Source organism: Streptomyces sp. NPDC058274 (genome assembly GCF_042881375.1).
Lineage (GTDB): Bacteria > Actinomycetota > Actinomycetes > Streptomycetales > Streptomycetaceae > Streptomyces.
This window is the reverse complement of the sequence record NZ_JBHVXW010000016.1, coordinates 181,842-201,601: the sequence shown is the minus strand read 5'-3', so window position 1 is coordinate 201,601 and position 19,760 is coordinate 181,842. Positions and strand designations below refer to the sequence as shown.

The 19,760-nt window shown below is 71.8% G+C and carries 15 protein-coding genes; 7 read left to right on the top strand and 8 right to left on the bottom strand.

Going from position 1 to position 19,760, the window contains the following annotated elements:
- Positions 1-121 precede the first annotated feature (121 nt).
- The gene (locus ACFVYF_RS27705; RefSeq protein WP_389459622.1) at positions 122-1,123 is read right to left on the bottom strand and encodes a WD40 repeat domain-containing protein; all 1,002 of its coding nucleotides are present in this window, start codon (positions 1,121-1,123) and stop codon (positions 122-124) included.
- An 88-nt stretch (positions 1,124-1,211) separates the two neighbouring features.
- Here ACFVYF_RS27705 and ACFVYF_RS27700 point away from each other — a divergent pair, with 88 nt between their 5' ends.
- Together ACFVYF_RS27700 and ACFVYF_RS27695 are read left to right on the top strand one after the other, a co-directional pair.
- On the top strand, positions 1,212-1,886 hold the full coding sequence (locus ACFVYF_RS27700; protein WP_389459621.1) for a GDSL-type esterase/lipase family protein: 675 nt from the start codon (positions 1,212-1,214) through the stop codon (positions 1,884-1,886).
- A 432-nt stretch (positions 1,887-2,318) separates the two neighbouring features.
- Complete coding sequence (locus ACFVYF_RS27695) at positions 2,319-3,308, top strand: aldo/keto reductase (protein ID WP_389459619.1); 990 nt, start codon at positions 2,319-2,321, stop codon at positions 3,306-3,308.
- A 356-nt stretch (positions 3,309-3,664) separates the two neighbouring features.
- Here the strand turns inward: ACFVYF_RS27695 and thpR are convergent, their stop codons facing one another.
- From thpR to ACFVYF_RS27680, 3 genes are all read right to left on the bottom strand, one after another.
- On the bottom strand, positions 3,665-4,249 hold the full coding sequence (thpR, locus tag ACFVYF_RS27690) for an RNA 2',3'-cyclic phosphodiesterase (RefSeq protein ID WP_389459618.1): 585 nt from the start codon (positions 4,247-4,249) through the stop codon (positions 3,665-3,667).
- A 264-nt stretch (positions 4,250-4,513) separates the two neighbouring features.
- Complete coding sequence (locus tag ACFVYF_RS27685) at positions 4,514-5,863, bottom strand: MFS transporter (RefSeq protein WP_389459616.1); 1,350 nt, start codon at positions 5,861-5,863, stop codon at positions 4,514-4,516.
- Positions 5,864-5,918: 55 nt separating this feature from the next.
- Positions 5,919-6,356, bottom strand: a complete 438-nt coding sequence (locus ACFVYF_RS27680; RefSeq protein WP_389459614.1) for a MarR family winged helix-turn-helix transcriptional regulator — start codon at positions 6,354-6,356, stop codon at positions 5,919-5,921.
- A 143-nt stretch (positions 6,357-6,499) separates the two neighbouring features.
- Here ACFVYF_RS27680 and ACFVYF_RS27675 point away from each other — a divergent pair, with 143 nt between their 5' ends.
- Positions 6,500-6,682 (top strand): ribbon-helix-helix protein, CopG family, encoded by a 183-nt coding sequence (locus ACFVYF_RS27675; RefSeq protein ID WP_389459613.1) that lies wholly within the window; start codon positions 6,500-6,502, stop codon positions 6,680-6,682.
- Between the two features lie 48 nt (positions 6,683-6,730).
- On the opposite strand, the gene ACFVYF_RS27670 is transcribed toward ACFVYF_RS27675, so the two are convergent.
- Positions 6,731-8,182, bottom strand: a complete 1,452-nt coding sequence (locus tag ACFVYF_RS27670) for an NCS2 family permease (RefSeq protein ID WP_389459611.1) — start codon at positions 8,180-8,182, stop codon at positions 6,731-6,733.
- 301 nt (positions 8,183-8,483) lie between these two features.
- On the opposite strand from ACFVYF_RS27670, the gene ACFVYF_RS27665 reads away from it, so the two are divergent.
- Both ACFVYF_RS27665 and ACFVYF_RS27660 read left to right on the top strand, forming a co-directional pair.
- The gene (locus ACFVYF_RS27665; protein WP_389459609.1) at positions 8,484-8,747 is read left to right on the top strand and encodes a DUF2530 domain-containing protein; all 264 of its coding nucleotides are present in this window, start codon (positions 8,484-8,486) and stop codon (positions 8,745-8,747) included.
- 104 nt (positions 8,748-8,851) lie between these two features.
- The gene (locus ACFVYF_RS27660) at positions 8,852-11,245 is read left to right on the top strand and encodes an HAD-IC family P-type ATPase (RefSeq protein WP_389459607.1); all 2,394 of its coding nucleotides are present in this window, start codon (positions 8,852-8,854) and stop codon (positions 11,243-11,245) included.
- Between the two features lie 42 nt (positions 11,246-11,287).
- Here ACFVYF_RS27660 and ACFVYF_RS27655 read toward each other — a convergent pair whose 3' ends face one another.
- The gene (locus ACFVYF_RS27655) at positions 11,288-12,139 is read right to left on the bottom strand and encodes a DUF5707 domain-containing protein (RefSeq protein WP_389459606.1); all 852 of its coding nucleotides are present in this window, start codon (positions 12,137-12,139) and stop codon (positions 11,288-11,290) included.
- 256 nt (positions 12,140-12,395) lie between these two features.
- Between ACFVYF_RS27655 and ACFVYF_RS27650 the strand changes: the two genes are divergently transcribed.
- Positions 12,396-12,785 carry a hypothetical protein gene (locus ACFVYF_RS27650; protein WP_389459604.1) on the top strand — a complete coding sequence of 130 codons (390 nt, stop codon included), beginning with the start codon at positions 12,396-12,398 and terminating at the stop codon, positions 12,783-12,785.
- Positions 12,786-12,847: 62 nt separating this feature from the next.
- Here ACFVYF_RS27650 and ACFVYF_RS27645 read toward each other — a convergent pair whose 3' ends face one another.
- Both ACFVYF_RS27645 and ACFVYF_RS27640 read right to left on the bottom strand, forming a co-directional pair.
- On the bottom strand, positions 12,848-16,006 hold the full coding sequence (locus ACFVYF_RS27645; protein WP_389459603.1) for a sacsin N-terminal ATP-binding-like domain-containing protein: 3,159 nt from the start codon (positions 16,004-16,006) through the stop codon (positions 12,848-12,850).
- Between the two features lie 873 nt (positions 16,007-16,879).
- Positions 16,880-17,806 (bottom strand): DUF3027 domain-containing protein, encoded by a 927-nt coding sequence (locus tag ACFVYF_RS27640; RefSeq protein WP_389459601.1) that lies wholly within the window; start codon positions 17,804-17,806, stop codon positions 16,880-16,882.
- Between the two features lie 468 nt (positions 17,807-18,274).
- On the opposite strand from ACFVYF_RS27640, the gene ACFVYF_RS27635 reads away from it, so the two are divergent.
- Entirely contained in the window at positions 18,275-19,699 is a 1,425-nt protein-coding gene (locus ACFVYF_RS27635; RefSeq protein WP_389459600.1) for an MFS transporter, read from the top strand.
- The last annotated feature ends 61 nt before the right edge of the window (positions 19,700-19,760 follow it).

Sequence of the window (19,760 nt, the reverse complement as noted above, 5' to 3'; positions counted from 1 at the left end):
GGCACTGGAGAGTGCCGGGGCCCCCGTTGCCGTAACCGGCTCCGGAGAAGTCGGCGGCTCGGCTCCTGGAACAGCCGCACCCCAGGCGGAGGCGACCCCCGGGCGGCCGGGCCGCCCCGTCTCAGTCCCGGCGCCCCAGCCGCTTGAACCCGAAGACCACCGCCGCCACGAGGAGCAGGGCGAGCCCGCCGACCTTGACGTCGCCGCTCATGCCGCCCCCGTCATCCGCGCCGCCACCTCCGCCTGCCGTGTCCGAACTGCCGCCCTCGGCAGGGGACTTGTCCCCCGAGTAGCCGGGCACGCTCTCCGGCTGCACCGAGCTGTTCTCCCCCTCGGTCCCGTACATCAGCTCGGAGCCGTCCGCGGTGTAGGTGACGGACTCCCCCTGCGGCTGCAACGGCACATTGAGGCGCCCCTGCCGTTTGATCTTCCCGTCGTTCCACTGGTAGGCGATCCCGCCGAGGTATCCGCGGACGGCGAGCTGCTTGCCGTCCGGCGAGAACGCGCCGTCGGTGGTCCAGAGGTCGATGTCGGCCACCCGCCGGAAGACGTTCGTCCCGGAGGCGGAGAGCGTGGCCGGGGCTTCGTAGAGCCCGCCCCCGTCCTCGTTCTTCGAGACGATGTAGACGCGCCCGGTCTTCGGGTGCACCATCAGCGCCTCGGCATCCCGGGCGCCGTCCGCGTACTTCACGACGTACTGCGTGGCGCGGACGGTCGCGTCCTTGAGCACCTTGGGTTCGGGCAGCTTGTAGATCCACACGTGGTCCCACGTGCCGCCGAGGTTGTCGCCGATGTCACCGACGTAGATCTGGTTGCCCGGCCCGATCGAGATGGCCTCGACGTCCCGGGGCGCGCCGACACCGGTCAGGGTGAGGGTGGCGACGGTCTTGCCGGTGCGGCTGTCGACGGCGTAGAGGTAGGGGCCGTCGTCGCTGTCGTTGTGGGTCCAGTAGACGCCGGGGTGCAGATGCGAGGCGGCCAGCCCACTGGACTCGGTGATCCGCGGGTCCTTGATCGTGAAGCCTCCGTCGTCGGCCACGGCGGGGGCGGCGGGCCCGACGGCGAGAAAGGCCGCGGAGAGGGCGAGCAGGGCCCCGGCGAGGAACGAACACGAGCGACGCATGCGCCAAGCCTGCCATCCGCGGCCGCCGTTCACCCCGGGTGTCCATCCTCACACCCCACCCGCCGCGGCGATCGACGATGATGAGCGGATGCTCAGGTTCATGCCCGTCGGCGACTCCATGACGATCGGAAGCGCGGGCGAACACACGTGGCGCTACCGGATGTGGCAGCACCTGCGCGCGACCTACAACGGCCCCTTCAAGATCGTGGGGCCGCGCGAGACGCTCCACGACAAGGCGACGGACTCCCCCTCCTCGTACGAGTACGCGGACCCGGACTTCCCGCGCGCGCATCTGGCCGGCTGGGGCGAGGGCTGGTTCCATCTGACCCCGCTGATCCAGGAAGCGGTCCGGGCACAGCGCGCCGACGTCCTGCTGGTCTCCCTGGGCCTGATCGACCTCGGCTTCTACACCGACGCGCGGCAGACGGCGGAGAACGCACGCGCCTTCATCGGCCATGCCCGCTCGGCGAACCCGCGCATCCGGATGGTGTTCCTCCCGGTGCTGCCGAACGTCCGGGTGCAGACGGACCCCGCGTTCGCCGCCGAGGTCACGGCCTTCAACGAGCTCCTCGCCAAGACCGTGGCCGACCTGGACGAGCCCCGCTCCCCCCTGCTCCTGGCGTCCCCGCCGCCTTCGTATGTCGTCCATCTCGACACCTACGACGGCACCCATCCGAACGCGGACGGCGAGCACAAGATCGCGGAAGGGTTCGCGGAGGCGATGCACCAGGCCTGGGACCTGGGCGAGCCCTACTCGGCCTGACCGGGCTCCGGACCGACGGGCTCTTGACCGGCCCGGCTCCGAACCGGTTCTTGACCGGCTCGGCTCCAGCCTGGCCCGGCTCCGGCCTGACTCCGTCGATCATGGCCTGCGCCCCGACCCCGAACCCGAACCCCGGGGCCGAGGTCCAGCACCCGCATGCCCGGCCGCAGCTCCAGGTCCCGCGCGAGGTCCTCCAGCAGCCACAGCGGATTCGGCCCCATGTCGAGGCCGACCAGCCACCCGGGGTCGTAACCGGAGGCACGGGGATAGCGGTCGGGGCGCACGAGAGCGTCGAGGGAGGTCACGGACAGTGACTCCAACGGACCGGCCGCCGCGGCACTACCGGGTTTTCCGACCGGGGAGCCCACCCGGTAGCCCACCGCGCCGGGCTCCCCTTGCCTAGAGCGCACTCCACCCCGTTGGCTGAGAACCATGAAGTACACGCAGCTCGGACGCACAGGACTCAAGGTCAGCCGACTGGTCCTCGGGACCATGAACTTCGGACCGCAGACCGACGAAGCCGACAGCCACGCGATCATGGACGCGGCGCTGGCCACCGGCATCAACTACTTCGACACCGCCAACGTGTACGGCTGGGGCGAGAACAAGGGCCGTACCGAAGAGATCATCGGCAACTGGTTCGCGAAGGGCGGCGACCGTCGCGACAAGGTGGTCCTCGCCACCAAGGTGTACGGGAACATGGCGGCCGAAGGCGACGTCTGGCCCAACTACGACAAGCTCTCCGCCGTGAACATCCGGCGGGCGGTCGACGCCAGCCTGAAGCGGCTCCAGACGGACCACATCGACATCTACCAGTTCCACCACGTCGACCGCGACACTCCCTTCGAGGAGATCTGGCAGGCGATCGACACCCTCGTGGCGCAGGGCAAGATCCTGTACGCCGGGTCGTCCAACTTCCCCGGCTACAAGATCGCCCAGGCCAACGAGACCGCCGCGCGACGCGGCAGCTACGGCCTGGTCAGCGAGCAGTGCCTCTACAACCTCGCCGAACGCCGCGCCGAGATGGAGGTCATCCCGGCCGCGCAGGAGTACGGGCTCGGGGTCATCCCCTGGTCCCCGCTGCAGGGCGGTCTGCTCGGTGGGGTCATCAAAAAGGAGGCCCAGGGCGGACGCCGGGCGAGCGGACGTGCCGCCGACACCCTCGCCACCCCCACCGGACGCGCACAGGTCCAGGCGTACGAGGATCTGCTCGAGAAGCACGGCCTGGCGCCCGGCGAGGCCGCTCTGGCCTGGCTGCTGACCCGCCCCGGCATCACCGGCCCCATCGTCGGCCCGCGCACCGCCGAGCAGCTGGAGAGCGCGGTGCGTGCGGTCGAGCTGGAGCTGAGCGAAGAGGTCCTGACCTCCCTGGAAGAAATCTTCCCGGGCCAGGGCCCGTCCCCGGAAGCCTTCGCCTGGTAACTCCGGGGATGAGCAGCGCCCCTCCAGGGGCGCGGGGAACTGCGCGACCGGCCACGACGGCCCGCAGCGGAGAACCCACGAGAGCCCCAGGGACGCGGGGAACTGCGCGACCGGCCCCCACCGGCCCGCAGCGGACAACCAACCCGCGGCCTACGGCAAACACAGCGGAGCGCAACGGCGGTGGTCTCCTACTTGACCGCCGCCGCCAGCGCCACCACGACGAACATCAGCACAAGCACACCGGCCATAATCCGGTTACGGGTCTTCGGGTCCACGCTCACGAGGTTAACCGGCCGCCGCCGGCCACCATCGGGCGGCCACCTCAGTCACCCGCCCCAGGGCCCGGGGGCGCCGGCTCAGGCACTCGCACCCGCCCCGGCGGAGCCGAGCCGCCACCGCCCCACGGCCTCGTACCGCGGCTGCTCCCCCGGAATGCCCGCGTCGGGCAGATGGCTGCGGACGAGACACAGCTCGTCCACGGTCCACTCCCGTCCCTCGAACGAGGACAGCGCGGCGACGTACGGTCCGAAGTCCGCGTCGGCGCGACTGCGGGCGACCGTGAGATGCGGCCGGTACCGCCGGTGCTGCTCGGTCGGCAGGCCGGCCTTCCTGGCCGCCGCCTCGGCCCGCTCGGCCAGCAGCCGCAGGGTGCCGACGTCCCCGGCCGCCCCGGCCCACAGGGCCCGCCCGCCGAAGTGGCCGCCGCCGTGCAGGGCCAGCGGAAAAGGATCCGTACGCTGCGCAGCCCGCTCCAGCCGCGCGGACAGTTCCGGGACGAGGGACTCGTCGACCTCGCCGTAGAAGGCGAGCGTGAAGTGCCACCCCGGCCGGCCGGTCCAGCGCAGGTCGTCCGCCTCCGGCAGCCGCCGCAACTCGTCGACCGCCGCGCCCAGTTCACGTACCGCGTCCTCGGGGGGCAACACCGCCGCAAAGAGTCTCATGGCGTCACCCTGCCAGGGAACGGATCACCGGGCGACGGCTTGCGCGGCCGTCGCCGGCCGCACCCGCAGGACGAAACGGCCCCGCGGACGACCGCGATACCGGCCGACCGCCCGGCAGACACCGCCCGCCCGCCGGACCTCCTACGCGGCCGTCGCCAGCTGCTCCCACCCGCAGATGACCGCGGTGCCTGCCGACCGCCCGGCAGACACCGCCCGCCCAGCCGGGCCGGCCGCCCGACAGACACAGCCCGCCCGCCGGACCTCCTACGCGGCCGTCGCCAGCTGCTCCCGTGGCACGAAGCGGACCTGTGGATGACCGCGATGCCAGCCGACCGACAGGCGCAGTCCGCCCAGTCGGACCAGGACCAGGCCGACGGCGACGGAGGCGGCCAGCGAGACGAGACCGCCCGCGGCGAAGCCCACCCGGGCTCCGTATGCGTCGGTGGCCCAGCCGACGAGGGGCGCGCCCAGCGGCGTACCGCCCATGAAGACCATCATGAACAGGGCCATCACCCGGCCGCGCATGGCGGGGTCGGTGGCCATCTGGACCGAGGTGTTCGCGGTGACGTTGACCGTCAGGCCGAAGATGCCGATCGGGACCATGAGCAGGGCGAAGAGCCACAGGGACGGGGCCATGGCGGCCACCACTTCCAGGGCACCGAAAGCCACTGCCGCGCCGATCAGCACCCGTAGCCGGGTCGTGCCGCGCCGGGCGGCGAGCAGCGCGCCGGCCAGCGAGCCGACGGCCATCAGCGTGTTGAAGAGGCTGTACGCGCCCGCTCCGGCGTGGAAGACGTCGTCCGCGTAGGCCGACAGCCACACCGGGAAGTTGAAGCCGAAGGTGCCGATGAAGCCGACCAGGACGATCGGCCAGATCAGCTCCGGGCGGCCGGCGACATAGCGCAGGCCCTCGCGGAGCTGGCCCTTGCCGCGCGGGGCGCGCTCGACGACGTGCAGTTCGCGGGCGCGCATCAGCAGCAGCCCGGCGAGGGGCGCGACGAAGGACAGGCCGTTCAGCAGGAAGGCCCAGCCGGTGCCGACGCCGGTGATCAGCAGACCCGCGACGGCGGGGCCGACGAGGCGGGCGGACTGGAAGTTCGCCGAGTTCAGGCTGACCGCGTTCTGCAGCTGGCCGGGGCCGACCATCTCGGAGACGAAGGACTGGCGGGCCGGATTGTCGACGACGGTGGCGAGGCCGACGGCGAAGGCGGCCAGGTAGACGTGCCAGACCTGGACGTGGCCGGAGAGGGTGAGGAAGGCGAGCACGAGGCCCGTCAGACCCATGGCCGTCTGGGTCGCGAGCAGCGTCGGGCGCTTGGGGAGGCGGTCGACGAGAACACCGCCGTACAGCCCGAAGAGCAGCATCGGCAGGAACTGCAGGGCGGTGGTGATACCGACCGCGGCGGACGAGCCGGTGAGGCTCAGTACCAGCCAGTCCTGGGCGATGCGCTGCATCCACGTGCCGGTGTTGGAGACGACCTGGCCGAGGAAGAACAGGCGGTAGTTGCGGACCTTCAGCGAGCTGAACATCGACGACTTCGCGGATCTGGGGGCGGACGGGGAGTCGTGGGTGGCTGGTGCGGGGGCGGAGTCTGCTCCGGGTCCCGAACTCAAAAGCGTTCGCCTCCTCAGGCATCGCGGACGTCGGCGTCCGGCGGCTACGGCTGGGTCACAGATGCGCGAGCTTCTCCAGTACGGGGGCGGCGGCGCGGAGTTTCGCCCACTCGTCCTCGTCGAGGGCCTCCACCAGGCCGGCCAGCCACGCGTTCCGCTTGCGGCGGCTCTCTTCGAGCATGGCCTCGGCCTGCTCGGTCTGCGTGACGACCTTCTGGCGCCGGTCCTCGGGGTGCGGCTCCAGTCTGACCAGGCCCTTGGCTTCGAGCAGCGCCACGATGCGGGTCATCGAGGGGGGCTGCACATGCTCCTTGCGGGCGAGCTCGCCCGGCGTGGCCGAACCGCAGCGGGCGAGGGTGCCGAGCACCGACATCTCGGTGGGGCTCAGCGACTCGTCGACGCGCTGGTGCTTGAGCCGGCGCGACAGGCGCATCACGGCGGAGCGCAGGGAGTTCACGGCGGCAGCGTCGTCGCCATGGGTGAGGTCAGGCATGTTCTTTAGCGTAACTCATTACTCTGACTAAAGACCACGGGGATGCCCGTGAAACAGGCCACTGAACCGTTACGTCACTCATATGAGTGAGCGTGCCTCAGAAAGTGACCAGCTCCGCCCGGGGTCCGGCGACCCTCGACTCCATGGGGACCAGCGTGCTCAGCCTGCGGATAGACGGGGAGCTGCTCAACCGGCTCCGACACCACGCCGCCAGAAGAGGAATGAGCGTCCAGGACTATGTCGTCCGGACGCTCATTCGGGATGACTTCGACGAGCGGTTCCAGACCGCGGTCGAAGAGACGGAGAAGTTCTACGGGGTCACGTGAGCCCGCGGGCTCACGTGACCGGGGACGGGGACGGGGCCCGATGCGGGATCAGGTCAGCCCGAGCGCCGGCATCAGGTAGTAGAAGCCGAAGACCGCCGCCACGATGTACATCGCGAGCGGGACCTCCCGGGCGCGGCCGGCCGCCAGGCGCAGCACCACGAAGGTGATGAAGCCCATGCCGATGCCGTTCGTGATCGAGTAGGTGAACGGCATCATCATCATCGTCACGAAGGCCGGGACCGCGATCGTGTAGTCGGCCCAGTCGATGTCCTTGATCGAGTGGGACAGGATCAGGAAGCCGACCGCGAGCAGTGCCGGGGTCGCCGCCTGTGACGGGACCATGGTGGCGACGGGGGTCAGGAAGAGCGCCACGGCGAACAGCGCGCCGGTGACGACGTTCGCGAAGCCGGTGCGCGCGCCCTCGCCGACGCCGGCCGTGGACTCCACGAAGCAGGTGGTGGCCGAGGAGGAGCTGGCGCCGCCCGCGGCGACCGCGATGCCGTCGACGAAGAGGACCTTGTTGATGCCGGGCATGTTGCCCTCGGCGTCGGTCAGCTTGGCCTCGTCGCTGACACCCATGATCGTGCCCATCGCGTCGAAGAAGCACGACAGCAGCACGGTGAAGACGAACAGCACGCCGGTCAGTGCGCCGACCTTGTCGAAGCCGCCGAAGAGGCTGACCTTGCCGATCAGACCGAAGTCCGGGGTGGCGACCGGGTTGCCGGGCCACTTCGGGGTGGTCAGGCCCCAGGACGGCACCTTGGCGACGGCGTTGACGACCACCGCGAGGACGGTCATGGCGACGATCGAGATGAGGATCGCGCCGGACACCTTGCGCACGATCAGCGCGAGGGTGAGCAGCGCGCCGAGGACGAAGACCAGGACGGGCCAGCCGTTGAGGTGGCCGTCGGCACCGAGCTGGAGCGGCACGGTGGTCTCCGCGACGTCCGGGATGCGCGAGACGAAGCCGGAGTCGACCAGACCGATCAGCATGATGAACAGGCCGATGCCGATCGAGATGCCCTTGCGCAGGCCCAGCGGCACGGCGCTCATGACCCGCTCCCGCAGCCCGGTGGCGACCAGCAGCATCACGATGACGCCGGCGAGGACCACCATGCCCATGGCGTCCGGCCACGACATCCGGGGCGCGAGCTGGAGGGCGACGACCGTGTTGACGCCGAGTCCGGCGGCCAGCGCGATCGGCACATTGCCGATGACGCCCATGAGCAGCGTGGTGAAGGCGGCGGTCAGAGCGGTCGCGGTGACCAGCTGGCCGTTGTCCAGGTGGTGCCCGTACATGTCCTTGGCGCTGCCGAGGATGATCGGGTTCAGCACGATGATGTAGGCCATCGCGAAGAAGGTGGCGAATCCGCCGCGCACCTCCCGGCTCAGGGTCGAGCCCCGCTCGGAGATCTTGAAGTAGCGGTCGAGGGCGCTCCCGGCGGGGCGCGGCGACGGCTGCTTCTCCGGGGCGGGGGCCGTGGTGGCCGAGGTGGGCATGCGAGACCTCATACGTGCGGGGCCTTGGGGGCCGGTGCGGGCGCCGGGCGAGGACGGCGCGCGGCTGAGAACGTGATCGAGTCTGGCCCTCCGATGATCACCAACAGGTTTCTGCTAGATGTCCGTTGGTGTTTCGTACGAACAGAAAGAGCCAGACGCAGGCCGTTTCAGTATGAACATATGAGGTCGAAATCGCTATCTCCGCGCGTAGACACCGGGTATACGGGGGAACGGGAGGTTCCGCTGTCGTGCGAGGTACGGCCCCGACCGCGCCCAGCCGGCACCCTCGTAAGCTGTGCCCATGGCGAAGTGGACCCCCAAGCACGAGGCGCCGGAGCCCCTGGAGGGGCCCGTCGTCGCCACCATCACCGGCGGCACGATCCTCTGGTTCGTCCTCTTCCTGGTGCAGCTCCCCTTCTACGGCTGGTTCGACGACCACGGGCACACCTGGTGGGTATGGACGTGCCTGGCCGGCGCGGGGCTCGGACTGATCGGCATCTGGTACGTCCGCGGGCGCGACGCGGCGATCAAGCGGGACGCGGCGGCCAGGACCTCCACGGAGTAGCCGGACGCCCGCGTACGACCACGGCACGAGGCCCGTCCTCCCCTGGTCGGATCTTTGGGGCACTCGGCAGGTGAAGCCGTATATCCGCACGTACCGTCGGATGCATGACGCACATCGACGCGGGCGCCGAACTCGACCCTGTGCATCCCGTGGCCCTGCCCGGGCGCGCCCGGGGGCTGACCGCCGCCGAGGTGGCCGAACGGGTCGCGCGCGGTGAGGTGAACGACGTCCCCGTGCGCAGCAGCCGCTCCATGACGGAGATCGTCCGCGCCAACGTCTTCACCCGGTTCAACGCGATCATCGGTGCGCTCTGGGTGATCATGCTGTGCGTGGCGCCGTTCCAGGACAGCCTCTTCGGATACGTGATCATCGCCAACACCGGCATCGGCATCATCCAGGAGTGGCGGGCCAAGAAGACCCTGGACTCCCTCGCGGTGATCGGTGAGGCGAAGCCGACGGTCCGCCGGGACGGGCGGGCCGCCGGGATCAGCACCTCGGAGATCGTGCTGGGCGACCTGATCGAGATCGGCCCCGGCGACAAGATCGTGGTCGACGGCTCGTGCGTCGAGGCCGACGGCCTGGAGATCGACGAGTCACTGCTCACCGGCGAGGCCGACCCGGTGCTCAAGCACGCTGGGGACGAGGTGATGTCGGGCAGCTTCGTGGTGGCGGGCGGCGGCGCGTTCGCGGCGACGAAGGTGGGCCGGGAGGCGTACGCGGCGCAGCTGGCCGAGGAGGCGTCCCGCTTCACCCTCGTCCACTCCGAGCTGCGGACCGGTATCTCCACGATCCTCAAATACGTGACGTGGATGATGATCCCGACCGCGATCGGCCTGGGCATCAGCCAACTGGTGGTCAAGCAGCACGGGCTGAAGGACTCCATCGCGCGGACGGTCGGCGGGATCGTGCCGATGGTCCCGGAGGGGCTGGTCCTGCTGACCTCGGTCGCCTTCGCGATCGGAGTGATCCGCCTCGGCCGCAAGCAGTGCCTCGTCCAGGAGCTGCCGGCGATCGAGGGGCTCGCCCGCGTCGACACCGTCTGCCTCGACAAGACGGGCACGCTCACCGAGGGCGGCATGGACGTCACCGAACTGCGCCCTCTCGACGGCGGCGACGAGACGTACATACGCCGGGTCCTCGGCGCCCTCGGCGAGTCCGACCCGCGCCCCAACGCCTCCCTCCAGGCGATCATCGCCGCCTTCCCGGACAGCGAGGAGTGGCGCTGCACCCAGTCGCTGCCCTTCTCCTCCGCCCGCAAGTACAGCGGGGCGGCGTTCAGCGAGGGTGACGGCGAGACGAGCGCGTGGCTGCTCGGTGCCCCTGATGTGCTGCTGCCCGCCGGGGACCCGGCGCTCGCCGAGACCGAGCGGCTGAACGAACAGGGGCTGCGGGTCCTGCTGCTCGCCGGGGTCGCCAAGGACCTCGACGACCCCGCGGTCACCGAGGGGGCCCGGCCCACCGCGCTGGTCGTCCTGGAGCAGCGGCTGCGCCCCGACGCGGCGGACACCCTGCGGTACTTCGACGAGCAGAACGTACGGGCCAAGGTGATCTCCGGCGACAACGCGGTCTCCGTCGGCGCGGTGGCCGCCAAGCTGGGGCTCAGCGGCGAGACCGTGGACGCGCGCGGGCTCCCCGCGGAACAGGAGGCCATGGCCAAGGCCCTGGACGAGGGCACGGTGTTCGGGCGCGTCACCCCGCAGCAGAAGCGGGACATGGTGGGCGCGCTCCAGTCGAACGGCCACACGGTCGCGATGACGGGCGACGGCGTGAACGACGTACTCGCCCTGAAGGACGCCGACATCGGCGTCAGCATGGGCTCGGGGTCGGAGGCGACCCGGGCCGTGGCGCAGATCGTGCTGCTCGACAACAGCTTCGCGACGCTGCCCTCGGTCGTCGCGGAGGGCCGCCGGGTGATCGGCAACATCACCCGGGTCGCGACCCTGTTCCTGGTCAAGACCGTCTACTCGGTGCTGCTCGCGGTGCTCGTGGCCTGCTGGCAGGTGGAATACCCGTTCCTGCCGCGCCACTTGACCCTGCTCTCGACCCTGACGATCGGTGTCCCGGCCTTCTTCCTCGCCCTCGCCCCCAACAAGGAGCGCGCGCGGCCGAACTTCGTACGGCGGGTCATGCGGTACTCGATCCCGGGCGGGGTCCTCGCCGGGGTGGCCACCTTCGTCACCTACCTGATGGCCCGTCACTACTACAGCGGGCCGGGCGCCCTGGACGCGGAGACCAGCGCCGCGACGCTGACGCTCTTCCTGATCTCCATGTGGGTGCTCGCGATCATCGCCCGGCCGTACACCTGGTGGCGGGTCTGCCTGGTGGCGGCGATGGCGGGCGCGTTCCTGCTCGTGCTCGTCGTGCCGTGGCTCCAGCACTTCTTCGCACTGAAGCTGGTGGGCTCGGTGATGCCGTGGATCGCGGTGGCCATCGCGGCGGTGGCGGCGGCCGTCCTGGAGCTCCTGTGGAGACTGGTCGACCGCCGCTTTCCCGCGTGAACCGGGCGGGGAGTACGACTGCCCGCCCGGTGTCCCGCGCTCCTACTGCACGTCGACGAGGTCACCCGCGGCGTTGACGGCCGGGGTGGTCGAGGTGCCCGCGAAGCTGTAGCGGAAGTAGCCGTCGACGGAGGCCTTGACGGTCGTCTTCAGGGCGCCGCCCGTGCCGGACGTGACCGTCTTGACGGTCGTGTACGTGCTGCTGCCCTTCTTCTTGAACTGCAGCTGCACGCCCTGGCTGGTGTAGCCCGCGTACTTGAGGGTGTCCCAGTTGGCGCGGGTCAGGGCACCGGTGACCGTGATGGTCTTGCCCTTCTTGACCGGCTCGGGGGAGGCGTTGACGGTGAGCTTGGAGAAGCGCTGGACCTTGGCGGTCTTGTAGGCGTCCTTGATCACGTAGTCCGCGTCGACACCCTGGGCAGCGGCGTACACCTTCCAGGTACCGGCCAGGATGTTGCCGTAGATGTTCTCGTTCGGGTCGGCGACGACGGTGACCTTGCAGGTCGCGGTGGTCGCGTTCACGGTGGTGCAGGTTCCGCTGTCCGCGTCCGGCACGATGGCGCCGTCGACGCCGTTCTCGGAGTCCAGGTCGGTGCCGTGCCACAGGAAGGCGTAGCCGTCCTGGATGCCCGACGGGTCGGTCGCCGTCACGGCGATGGTGAAGGTCTTCTTGGCGCTGGTGCCGACGACAACGTCCTTGCCGCCGTTGACGGAGACGCTCGTGATCTTGGTGTCACCGACGTTCTCGTCCATCGGCTTCACGGCGCCGAACGGCGAGGCCTTCGCGGCGAGGGCGCCGGCGGCGGGGGTCTCATCGGCCTGCGCGGCCGGAACAGCGAAGGCGGAGAGGGCCAGGGCGCCGGTGACGGCGGCCACGGTGGCTCGTATGCGCATGCATTCCCCATTGGGAGAAGGGACCCCGACGGCAGTCGTCACGTGGGGCCCAAGTGGGTCGTGAGTCTGTTGACTCCGGTGATCAGATCCACCAGGGGGACGGATGGTTGTACGAGGGGTGAAGTTTTTGTGCGCGTATGACGAAGGTCACATCCGTCGGGACAGCTCCGGCGAAGAACGCGATCGTCGAGACCATCGCCGAGTACCGAGCAAGATGGGCACAGACACGATCGACTTCGGGTTCCAAAGGGGACGAGTGAACGACAAGCAGCTCATCGAGAAGATGGGTGAACATCCTGAGAGCTACGGCCTGAACGGCAACTACCACTCGACTGTCATGTTCCTCACGGGGATCGATGTCGGGAGGTCGGGCGGGCTGCTGCGCGGGTTCACCGAGTGGCTGGTCGTCCGCAGGGGCGAGTGCAACAGCTTCTACTGGCACAAGCTCGTCCTCCTGGACCTGTTCCCCGATATCAAGGTCGGGGGCTGGAAGAACCCGGACCACCTGACCCCGGACCAGCATCAGCAGGCCGTGGAACAGCTATGCACTCTCGTTCTCGAATTCCTGGACGTGCGGGACGATCCGCGAGAACTGGGGCTGATGTACACGCGGTATGCAGCGATGTACGCACACATCTGGGGATAGCCGGAAAAGGGCCGCCCCACCGGAATCTCACCGGTGGGGCGGCCCTGTCGTGCGGGTCGGCCTCAGTCGAACCAGCGGTCCCGCTCCAGTTCCTCCGTGCGGGACGGGTCTTCGAGGAGGGCGGCGACCTCGAAGCGGCGGGGCCACTGGGCGGCGGACCAGGCGAGGGCGGCTGCGACGCCCTCCAGGGTGGATGCGTGGAGTACGCCGTCGCGGGTGCGGCGCCAGTCGAGTTCGGTGCCGTCGACGACGAGCTCCTCGTGCTCGACGTACGTCGTGGGGGTCGAGGGGCCCAGCAACACCCGTACGGAATCGGGCACTTCGTGCTCGACGCCCTCGGACGTCACCTCGCCGGTCACCGACTCGCTCAGCCGCCGTACCTGGAACAGCTCGGCGAGATCGGCGGCCCGGGCCGGCCGTACGGGAAGCAGTGGCATGCCGCCGGTGAAGGGCAGCAGGTCGGGCGAGTCGACGACCACGGCGTCGGCCGCGTCCACGACGCTCACCCGGCCGTCCAGCACGGCCCGCAGGTCGTCCGGCAGGGTGACCTTCTCGGGGTCGAGGTCGGCCAATGCACCGTAGAGGGCGTGCAGTTGGGCGGCGGAGACCTGCCGTTGCGGGTCGGCGAGCCGGTCCAGGAGCTCGGCCGCGCCGCCGGGCTCGTCGAGGAGGGCGGCGACGGAGGTGCGGACCCCCAGGGCCCGCAGCACCTGCTCGTCGTCGAACCCGCTCGCGTCGGCCTCGTCGTACAGACCGTGCAGCAGCGGATCGCCGCCCGCCGCACGCAGACCCGCCGGACGGCGTCCGTCGAGCACGGGGTGACCGCGCAGCCACCAGGCGGTGTACGGCCGGACGATCCCATGGGTGCCGTCGGGCAGCAGGATCCGCACGGGCTGGGTGAGCGCGTCCCGCAGCGGCGGCTGGGACAGCAGCGCCAGCGCCTGCGGCCACCGCTCGTCGTCCACGAGGTCCAGATCCCGTACGGCGACGATCTCGGTGGCGACGGGCGGCACCGGGGTGTCCGGCAGCTGGTCGAGGACGTCCTCGCACCACACGTCGACGGCGTCCAGCAGACCCGCGTCGTCCGGCTCGGCGAAGTCGGTGTCGCGCGGCTCCAGTTCGTCCGGGTCGAGGACCACGTCGGTGGTCCGGACGAGGGCGAAGGTGGCGAGCACACCGCAGGCGGCCAGCGGCTGCTCGCCCCAGCGGTCGGCGAACTCGGCGTCCACGAAGGCGAGTTCACCCTCCCGCATGACCTGTGCGAAGGGGCTGCCGGGGAGCACCAGTTCACCGGCGGGCGCGAGTTCGCCGTCCTCGTCGGGCAGCGCGAGCGCACCGAGCCAGGGCTCGTCGCCCGCTTCGAGGCCGGCGTCACGGACGAGCGCGAGCACGGTCTCGGCGAGTTCCTCGGCGTCCGGGCCCTCCTGGTCCCAGCCGCCGTCGTCGTCCAGCGAGGCGGCGACGGCGGTCCGGACCTGGGGGGTGGTGAGGACGGCGCGAGGCGTCGCGGGCAGCGCGCCGAGCTTCTCCAGCAGCGGGTGCGCGGCGTCCGGGTGGGCGACCTTGAGACCGAGCCGGGCGAGCGCCTCGGGGGCGGCCTGGGGGCCGTCGGCGGTCGGCAGCAGGACCTGGCGCGGCCCGATGGTCGTACGCCCGTCCGCGAGCGGCACGGGCAGCCCCGACAGCCGGTCCGGGTCGACGCCCGCGAGGCTGTCGTAGAGCCGCTGCCACCAGCCGGGCTCCTTCTCCAGGCCCGCCAGCCGGTCCACGGCCTCGGTGAGCGGCACCCGGGCGACGCCCAACGTGCGCAGTTCCACCCGGCGTTCGAGCCCGGCGGGCAGCAGGCTGGGCAGCACCTCGGCGAGCACCCGGACGGTCTCGTCACCGGCGCCCTCGACGATCTCGGCGTCCCGGGGCCGCAGCGCGACGGGCAGGTCCACCGTCTCCTCGTCGCCGGGCTCCGCCCAGTCGGCCGGGGCCGCGGGGCCGCTCTGCTCCACCGCCGGCGGCAGGAAGGCGGTACGCGGCAGCCGGTCCAGGATCGCCTGCCGCAGCGCGCCGTCCAGCTCGCCCTTGCCGAGCGGGCCGGGCACCAGGCCGATGATCCCCGGGCCCACCGGGCGCCAGGCGGCGAGGAGTTCGGCGTACGCGTCCGCCGCGCGCTCCACGAGGTAGCCGGTCAGCGGCCCGGGAGCGGCGTGCCGCCGGGTGGTGTCGAGCGGGAGGGAGGCGATGAGCAGCGCGGGCACGCCGAGCGGCTCGTCGCTGGGCGTGGGCGCGTGCACGACGGGGCTGGTGCGGGGGCGGGCCGGGGCACCGTCGGAGTCGACGGGCACGGCCCAGGTCACCGACCAGTGCGGGCGCAGCCGCTCCTCGACCGGGCGGTCGGCGAGGAGTACGGCGTCCAGGGGGCCGTGGCGGGAGACGGTACGCCAGCGGGTGGTGCCGTCGCGGGAGTCCTCGACGACGACGCCGTCGTCGTCGGCACCGCGCCGCAGCGTGCGGACCTCGCCGTCCCCGATCTCGACGACGACCTCTTCGAGCCCGGGCAGCGCGAGCAGCAGCGCGTCGTCGATGCCCTGGAGCAGCCGCTCGGCGAGATCCTCCGCGGCGGCGTCCCGCAGCGGCAGGACCACGACGGTGTCGTACGGGTCCGGAGCGCTGCCCTCGGCGGCGAACGGGAGCCTGAGCAGGGGCACATGGCCGTCGCGGCGCCGGATCTCGTCCCCGAGTCCCGGGCTGTGCCGGGCCGTGTCGCCCGCCAGCTCCCGCGCCTCGGCGAGGGACCAGCGGACTCCGCCGTGACGGCCGAGGACGGCGGGCTCGTCGGTCACGGAGAGTACGGCGGCGAAGCCGACGCCGAAGCGGCCCACGGCCGTGTCGTCCGCGTCGCGCTTGGCGGAGGCGCGGAGCGTGGAGAGCGACTCGACGCCGGTCGCGTCGAGGGGGGCGCCGGTGTTGGCCGCGGCGAGGACTCCGTCGCGGAGGGTGAGCCGGAGCCGGCCCGGTACCCCGGCGCGGGCCGCCGCGTCCGCGGCGTTCTGAGCGAGCTCTACGACGAGTCTGTCCCGGTAGCCGCCGAGTACGAGGTCTTCCTCGGCGTTGGCGTCCTCGCGGAAGCGGGCCGGGCTGGTGGCCCAGGCGTCCAGCACCCCGCGGCGCAGACGGGCCGTTCCGAACGGGTCCGCGCCCTCGGCTGCCGGCCGCACGAACTTGCTCACGGTTCACTCTCCCTCTGGTGTGGCGCCGCCGCGAGCGCAGGGCGGGCCGCCGCACGAAGGTACCGCGCGCGCCCCCATCCCCCACCGGCGCCCATTCCCCTACCTGCCTGGGCACCCTGCGCTGGTGCCGGCGCGGGGGCGGACCGCCGAGCCCGGCGCCTACGAGGTACCACCCGGGCGGGCCCGGTCCCCTACCCGCCTGAGCACCCTTCCCTGGTGCCGGCGCGGGGGTGTGCCGGGGACCCCGGCGCTTGCAGGGTGCCGCCCGGGTGGGCAAACTCCCCTACCCGCATGGGCACCCGGCGTGGGTGCTGGCGTGAGGGTGGGTCGGCGAGCCCGGCGCCTACGGGTTGCCGCTGCGCCCACCCGTGCCGCCCCTAGCGGCACGCATGCCCGCAGCTATGACCGTACGGCCGGCCCCACCGCGTGCCCGCTGCCCCGCAGCTAACGCCGCTCCGCCGCCCCCCGGGGTGCCCGCCGCCGCAGCCATGCGGCTTCGCCGCCACCCCGTGCCCGCAGCCCGCAGCAAAGACAGTTGCCGCCGCAGCCCGCAGCGCAAGACAGCGACGGCGGGCCACCCTGGCCCGCAACCCCCACGCACCCGCAGTCGCCCACGCACCGAAGGGGCCGTGCCGGTACATCAAATGCCCGTCGCCATGCGCGAGAAGAGCCAACCGAGCGCCCCCAGAAGACAGCACAGCCGGTAGGGCGACGGGCGGATGTACCGGCACGGACCCGACCCACCCCCCGGCGCCAGGCGAACCACCCACCACCGGCACAGACCGACCGACACCCCGGCACAAAGCGAACCGCCCCCGCTCAAGGCGCCCCCGCCAGCGGAAGGCGCCCCCGCCAGCGAAAGGCCCCCACCGGCTAAGAGTGGCCCAGCTCCGCCGAAGACTCGTCGGCAGACGCCGGTACCGACCCCGAGTCCGGGGAGGGGCGGAGCGGGAACGGGTCCACCCGGGTCTCGTCGATCACCGGCGGAGCCGGCCGCGGAGGCTTCGGCATGACCGCGGCCTCCGAGTGCCCCCCACACCCGTAGGCCAACGACACCACACGACCGTCCGCAGGCGAGAACTCATTCGCACAGATACCGAACGCCTGCCCGAGCGACCCCCCGACCCGCAACAGGAAGCCGCAGCTGACGCACGCCGCGGGCGCGGCCTGCGCCATCGCGGTCTTGGGCCCGTTCGCCTCTTCCCACCGGTCGGCCGCGGTGTGCAGCCCGTACCGGGACAGCACCCGGGCGCGGCGCAGACCGAGTTCCTCGGCCACGGAGGCGATCGACCCGCGGGACGGCACGACCGGCAGCGTCGCGGGCGCCCCGCCCGCCACCTCCGCGTCCTCCGCCTCGACCAGCTCGGCCATCTCCTCGGACACGGCGGAGTTCGGCGCCGGCTCGTCCTCGCCGGAGTAACCGGGCTCGAGCCGCAGATCGTCCGCGTCGGTCGGCAGCAGATCGCCGGGACCCATGTCACCGGGCCGCAGCCGCTCGCTCCACGGCACCCACTCGGGCGCGAGCAGCGAGTCGGAGCCGGGCAGCAGCACGGTCTCGTCGAGGGTGACGACCTTCGCGCGGGAGGCCCGGGCCACGGTCGACGCCCAGCGCCACCCGCGGTATCCCGGCTCCTTGCACTCGAAGAAGTGCGTGACAACGCGGTCTCCTTCGGAGACCAGCCCCACGTGCTCACCGACGACGCCGGGTGCGGCGGCCTCCTCGGCGGCGGCACGGGCGAGGTCGACGGCCTCGGCGCACAAGCGGTCAGGGGTGCGGCTTCGCGTTGTCGCTGCGCTCACAGGTATCGCTTCTCTCCTACGCCGTCTCACGGGTGCGCCAGTACTCGGCGGAGGTGCGGACGGAGCGGACCAAAGGACCGCGTCGACGTCCGCGCCCGATCGCGCTCGGGCGCACCTACGCCATCCATTCTGCGGGATGGCCGAGAGGCGCGCGGCCGAGAACAACCGCCGCAGGCGCGCTACGCACGCTACCTTCTCCCGGCGCCTGGGCCCACACCGGCGTGCGGCCAGGTTGGCTCCGCGCCGCTCGCGACGGGCGTTTTGGCCCATCCGTCCGCCCGTCGGACGGCCGCCGCCCGCCCGGTCCGCCCACCCGACCGCCCCCGCGCCGCCTCCGCACCAGCCGCCCGTACAACCGCCTGCCGGCCGGCGGATCGGCCCCGTGGACGCCGCCCCGCCACACCTCCGTACAGCTCCATACGCGCGGTAACGGCACTACGTTCGCCCTTCTCGGGGCACTATGACGGAGTGGCAGCCGCGAGGTCGTCCCACGGATCCACCGGCATCGGTGGGGCCAAGGGGAGCAGCCGAGGTGGCGGATCGGCCCGGATGAGCGGGTCCGTCCGCGCGGTCGGCCGTGCCCTGCACTTCCCGGTGACGGGGACGGCACGCGGAATCCGCAAGGCGACGCACGCGCACGGCGCGGGCGAGTCCGGACTCGGCAAGCTCATCGAACTGCACGCGGTGAACGGCGCGGGCGACGTCATGATCACCGTCGCGCTCGCCTCGACGGTGTTCTTCTCGGTCCCGACCGACGAGGCCCGCGGCCGCGTCGCCCTCTACCTGGCCATCACGATGGCGCCGTTCACCCTGCTCGCGCCGGTGATCGGCCCGCTCCTGGACCGCCTGCCGCACGGCCGCCGCGCGGCCATGGCGGGCGCGATGCTCGCCCGGGCACTGCTCGCGCTGCTGCTCTCGGGCGCGGTGGTGAGCGGCGGCATCGAGCTGTATCCGGCCGCGCTCGGAGTGCTCGTCGCGTCCAAGGCGTACGGGGTGGTCAGAAGCGCCGTGGTGCCCCGGCTGCTGCCGCCCCGCTTCTCGCTGGTGAAGGCGAACTCCCGGGTGACGCTCGGCGGGCTGCTGGCCACGGGGGTGGCCGCGCCGATCGGCGCGGGTCTCCAGGCGCTCGGGGCGCGCTGGCCGCTCTACGGCGCCTTCGTGATCTTCGTGGCGGGCATGTTCCTGTCGTTCTCGCTGCCGTCCAAGGTCGACTCGGCCAAGGGCGAGGACAAGGCGCTGCTCGCCGCGGACGAGGAGCATCTGCACGGGCCGCATCTGAAGAAGGTGCCGCGCCCGGGGCTGCGTACGGTCGGTACGGCCGTGACGCACGCCCTCGCCGCCAACGCGGCGCTGCGCTGCCTGTCCGGCTTCCTGATCTTCTTCCTCGCCTTCCTGCTGCGCGAGCATCCGCTGACCGGCGAGAGCGCGGCGGTCTCCCTCGGGATAGTGGGCGTGTCGGCGGGCGCGGGCAACGCGCTGGGCACGGCGGTCGGCGCTTGGCTGAAATCCCGCGCTCCCGAGATCATCATCGTGACGGTCGTCGCGTTCGTGCTGGGCGCGGCTGTCACCGCGGCCGTGTTCTTCGGGGCGGTCCTGGTGGCCTGTCTGGCCGCGGTGGCCGGGTTCGCGCAGGCGCTCGCCAAGCTGTCCCTGGACGCGCTGATCCAGCGCGACGTGCCGGAGCTGGTCCGTACGTCCGCCTTCGCCCGCTCGGAGACATTGCTGCAGGTGGCGTGGGTGATCGGCGGCGGCGTCGGCATAGCGCTGCCGCTGAACGGCACGCTCGGTCTCTCCGTGGCGGCCGGGATCGTCGCCCTCGGCTGGCTCACCACCGTGCGGGGGCTGCTCAGCACGGCCCGCCACGGCGGACCGGCCCGGACGCGCGTGACCTGACGTCCTGCTCCCGGCGCACGAACGGCGGCCCGCCCGCGCGGGCCGCCACGCCGCACCCCAC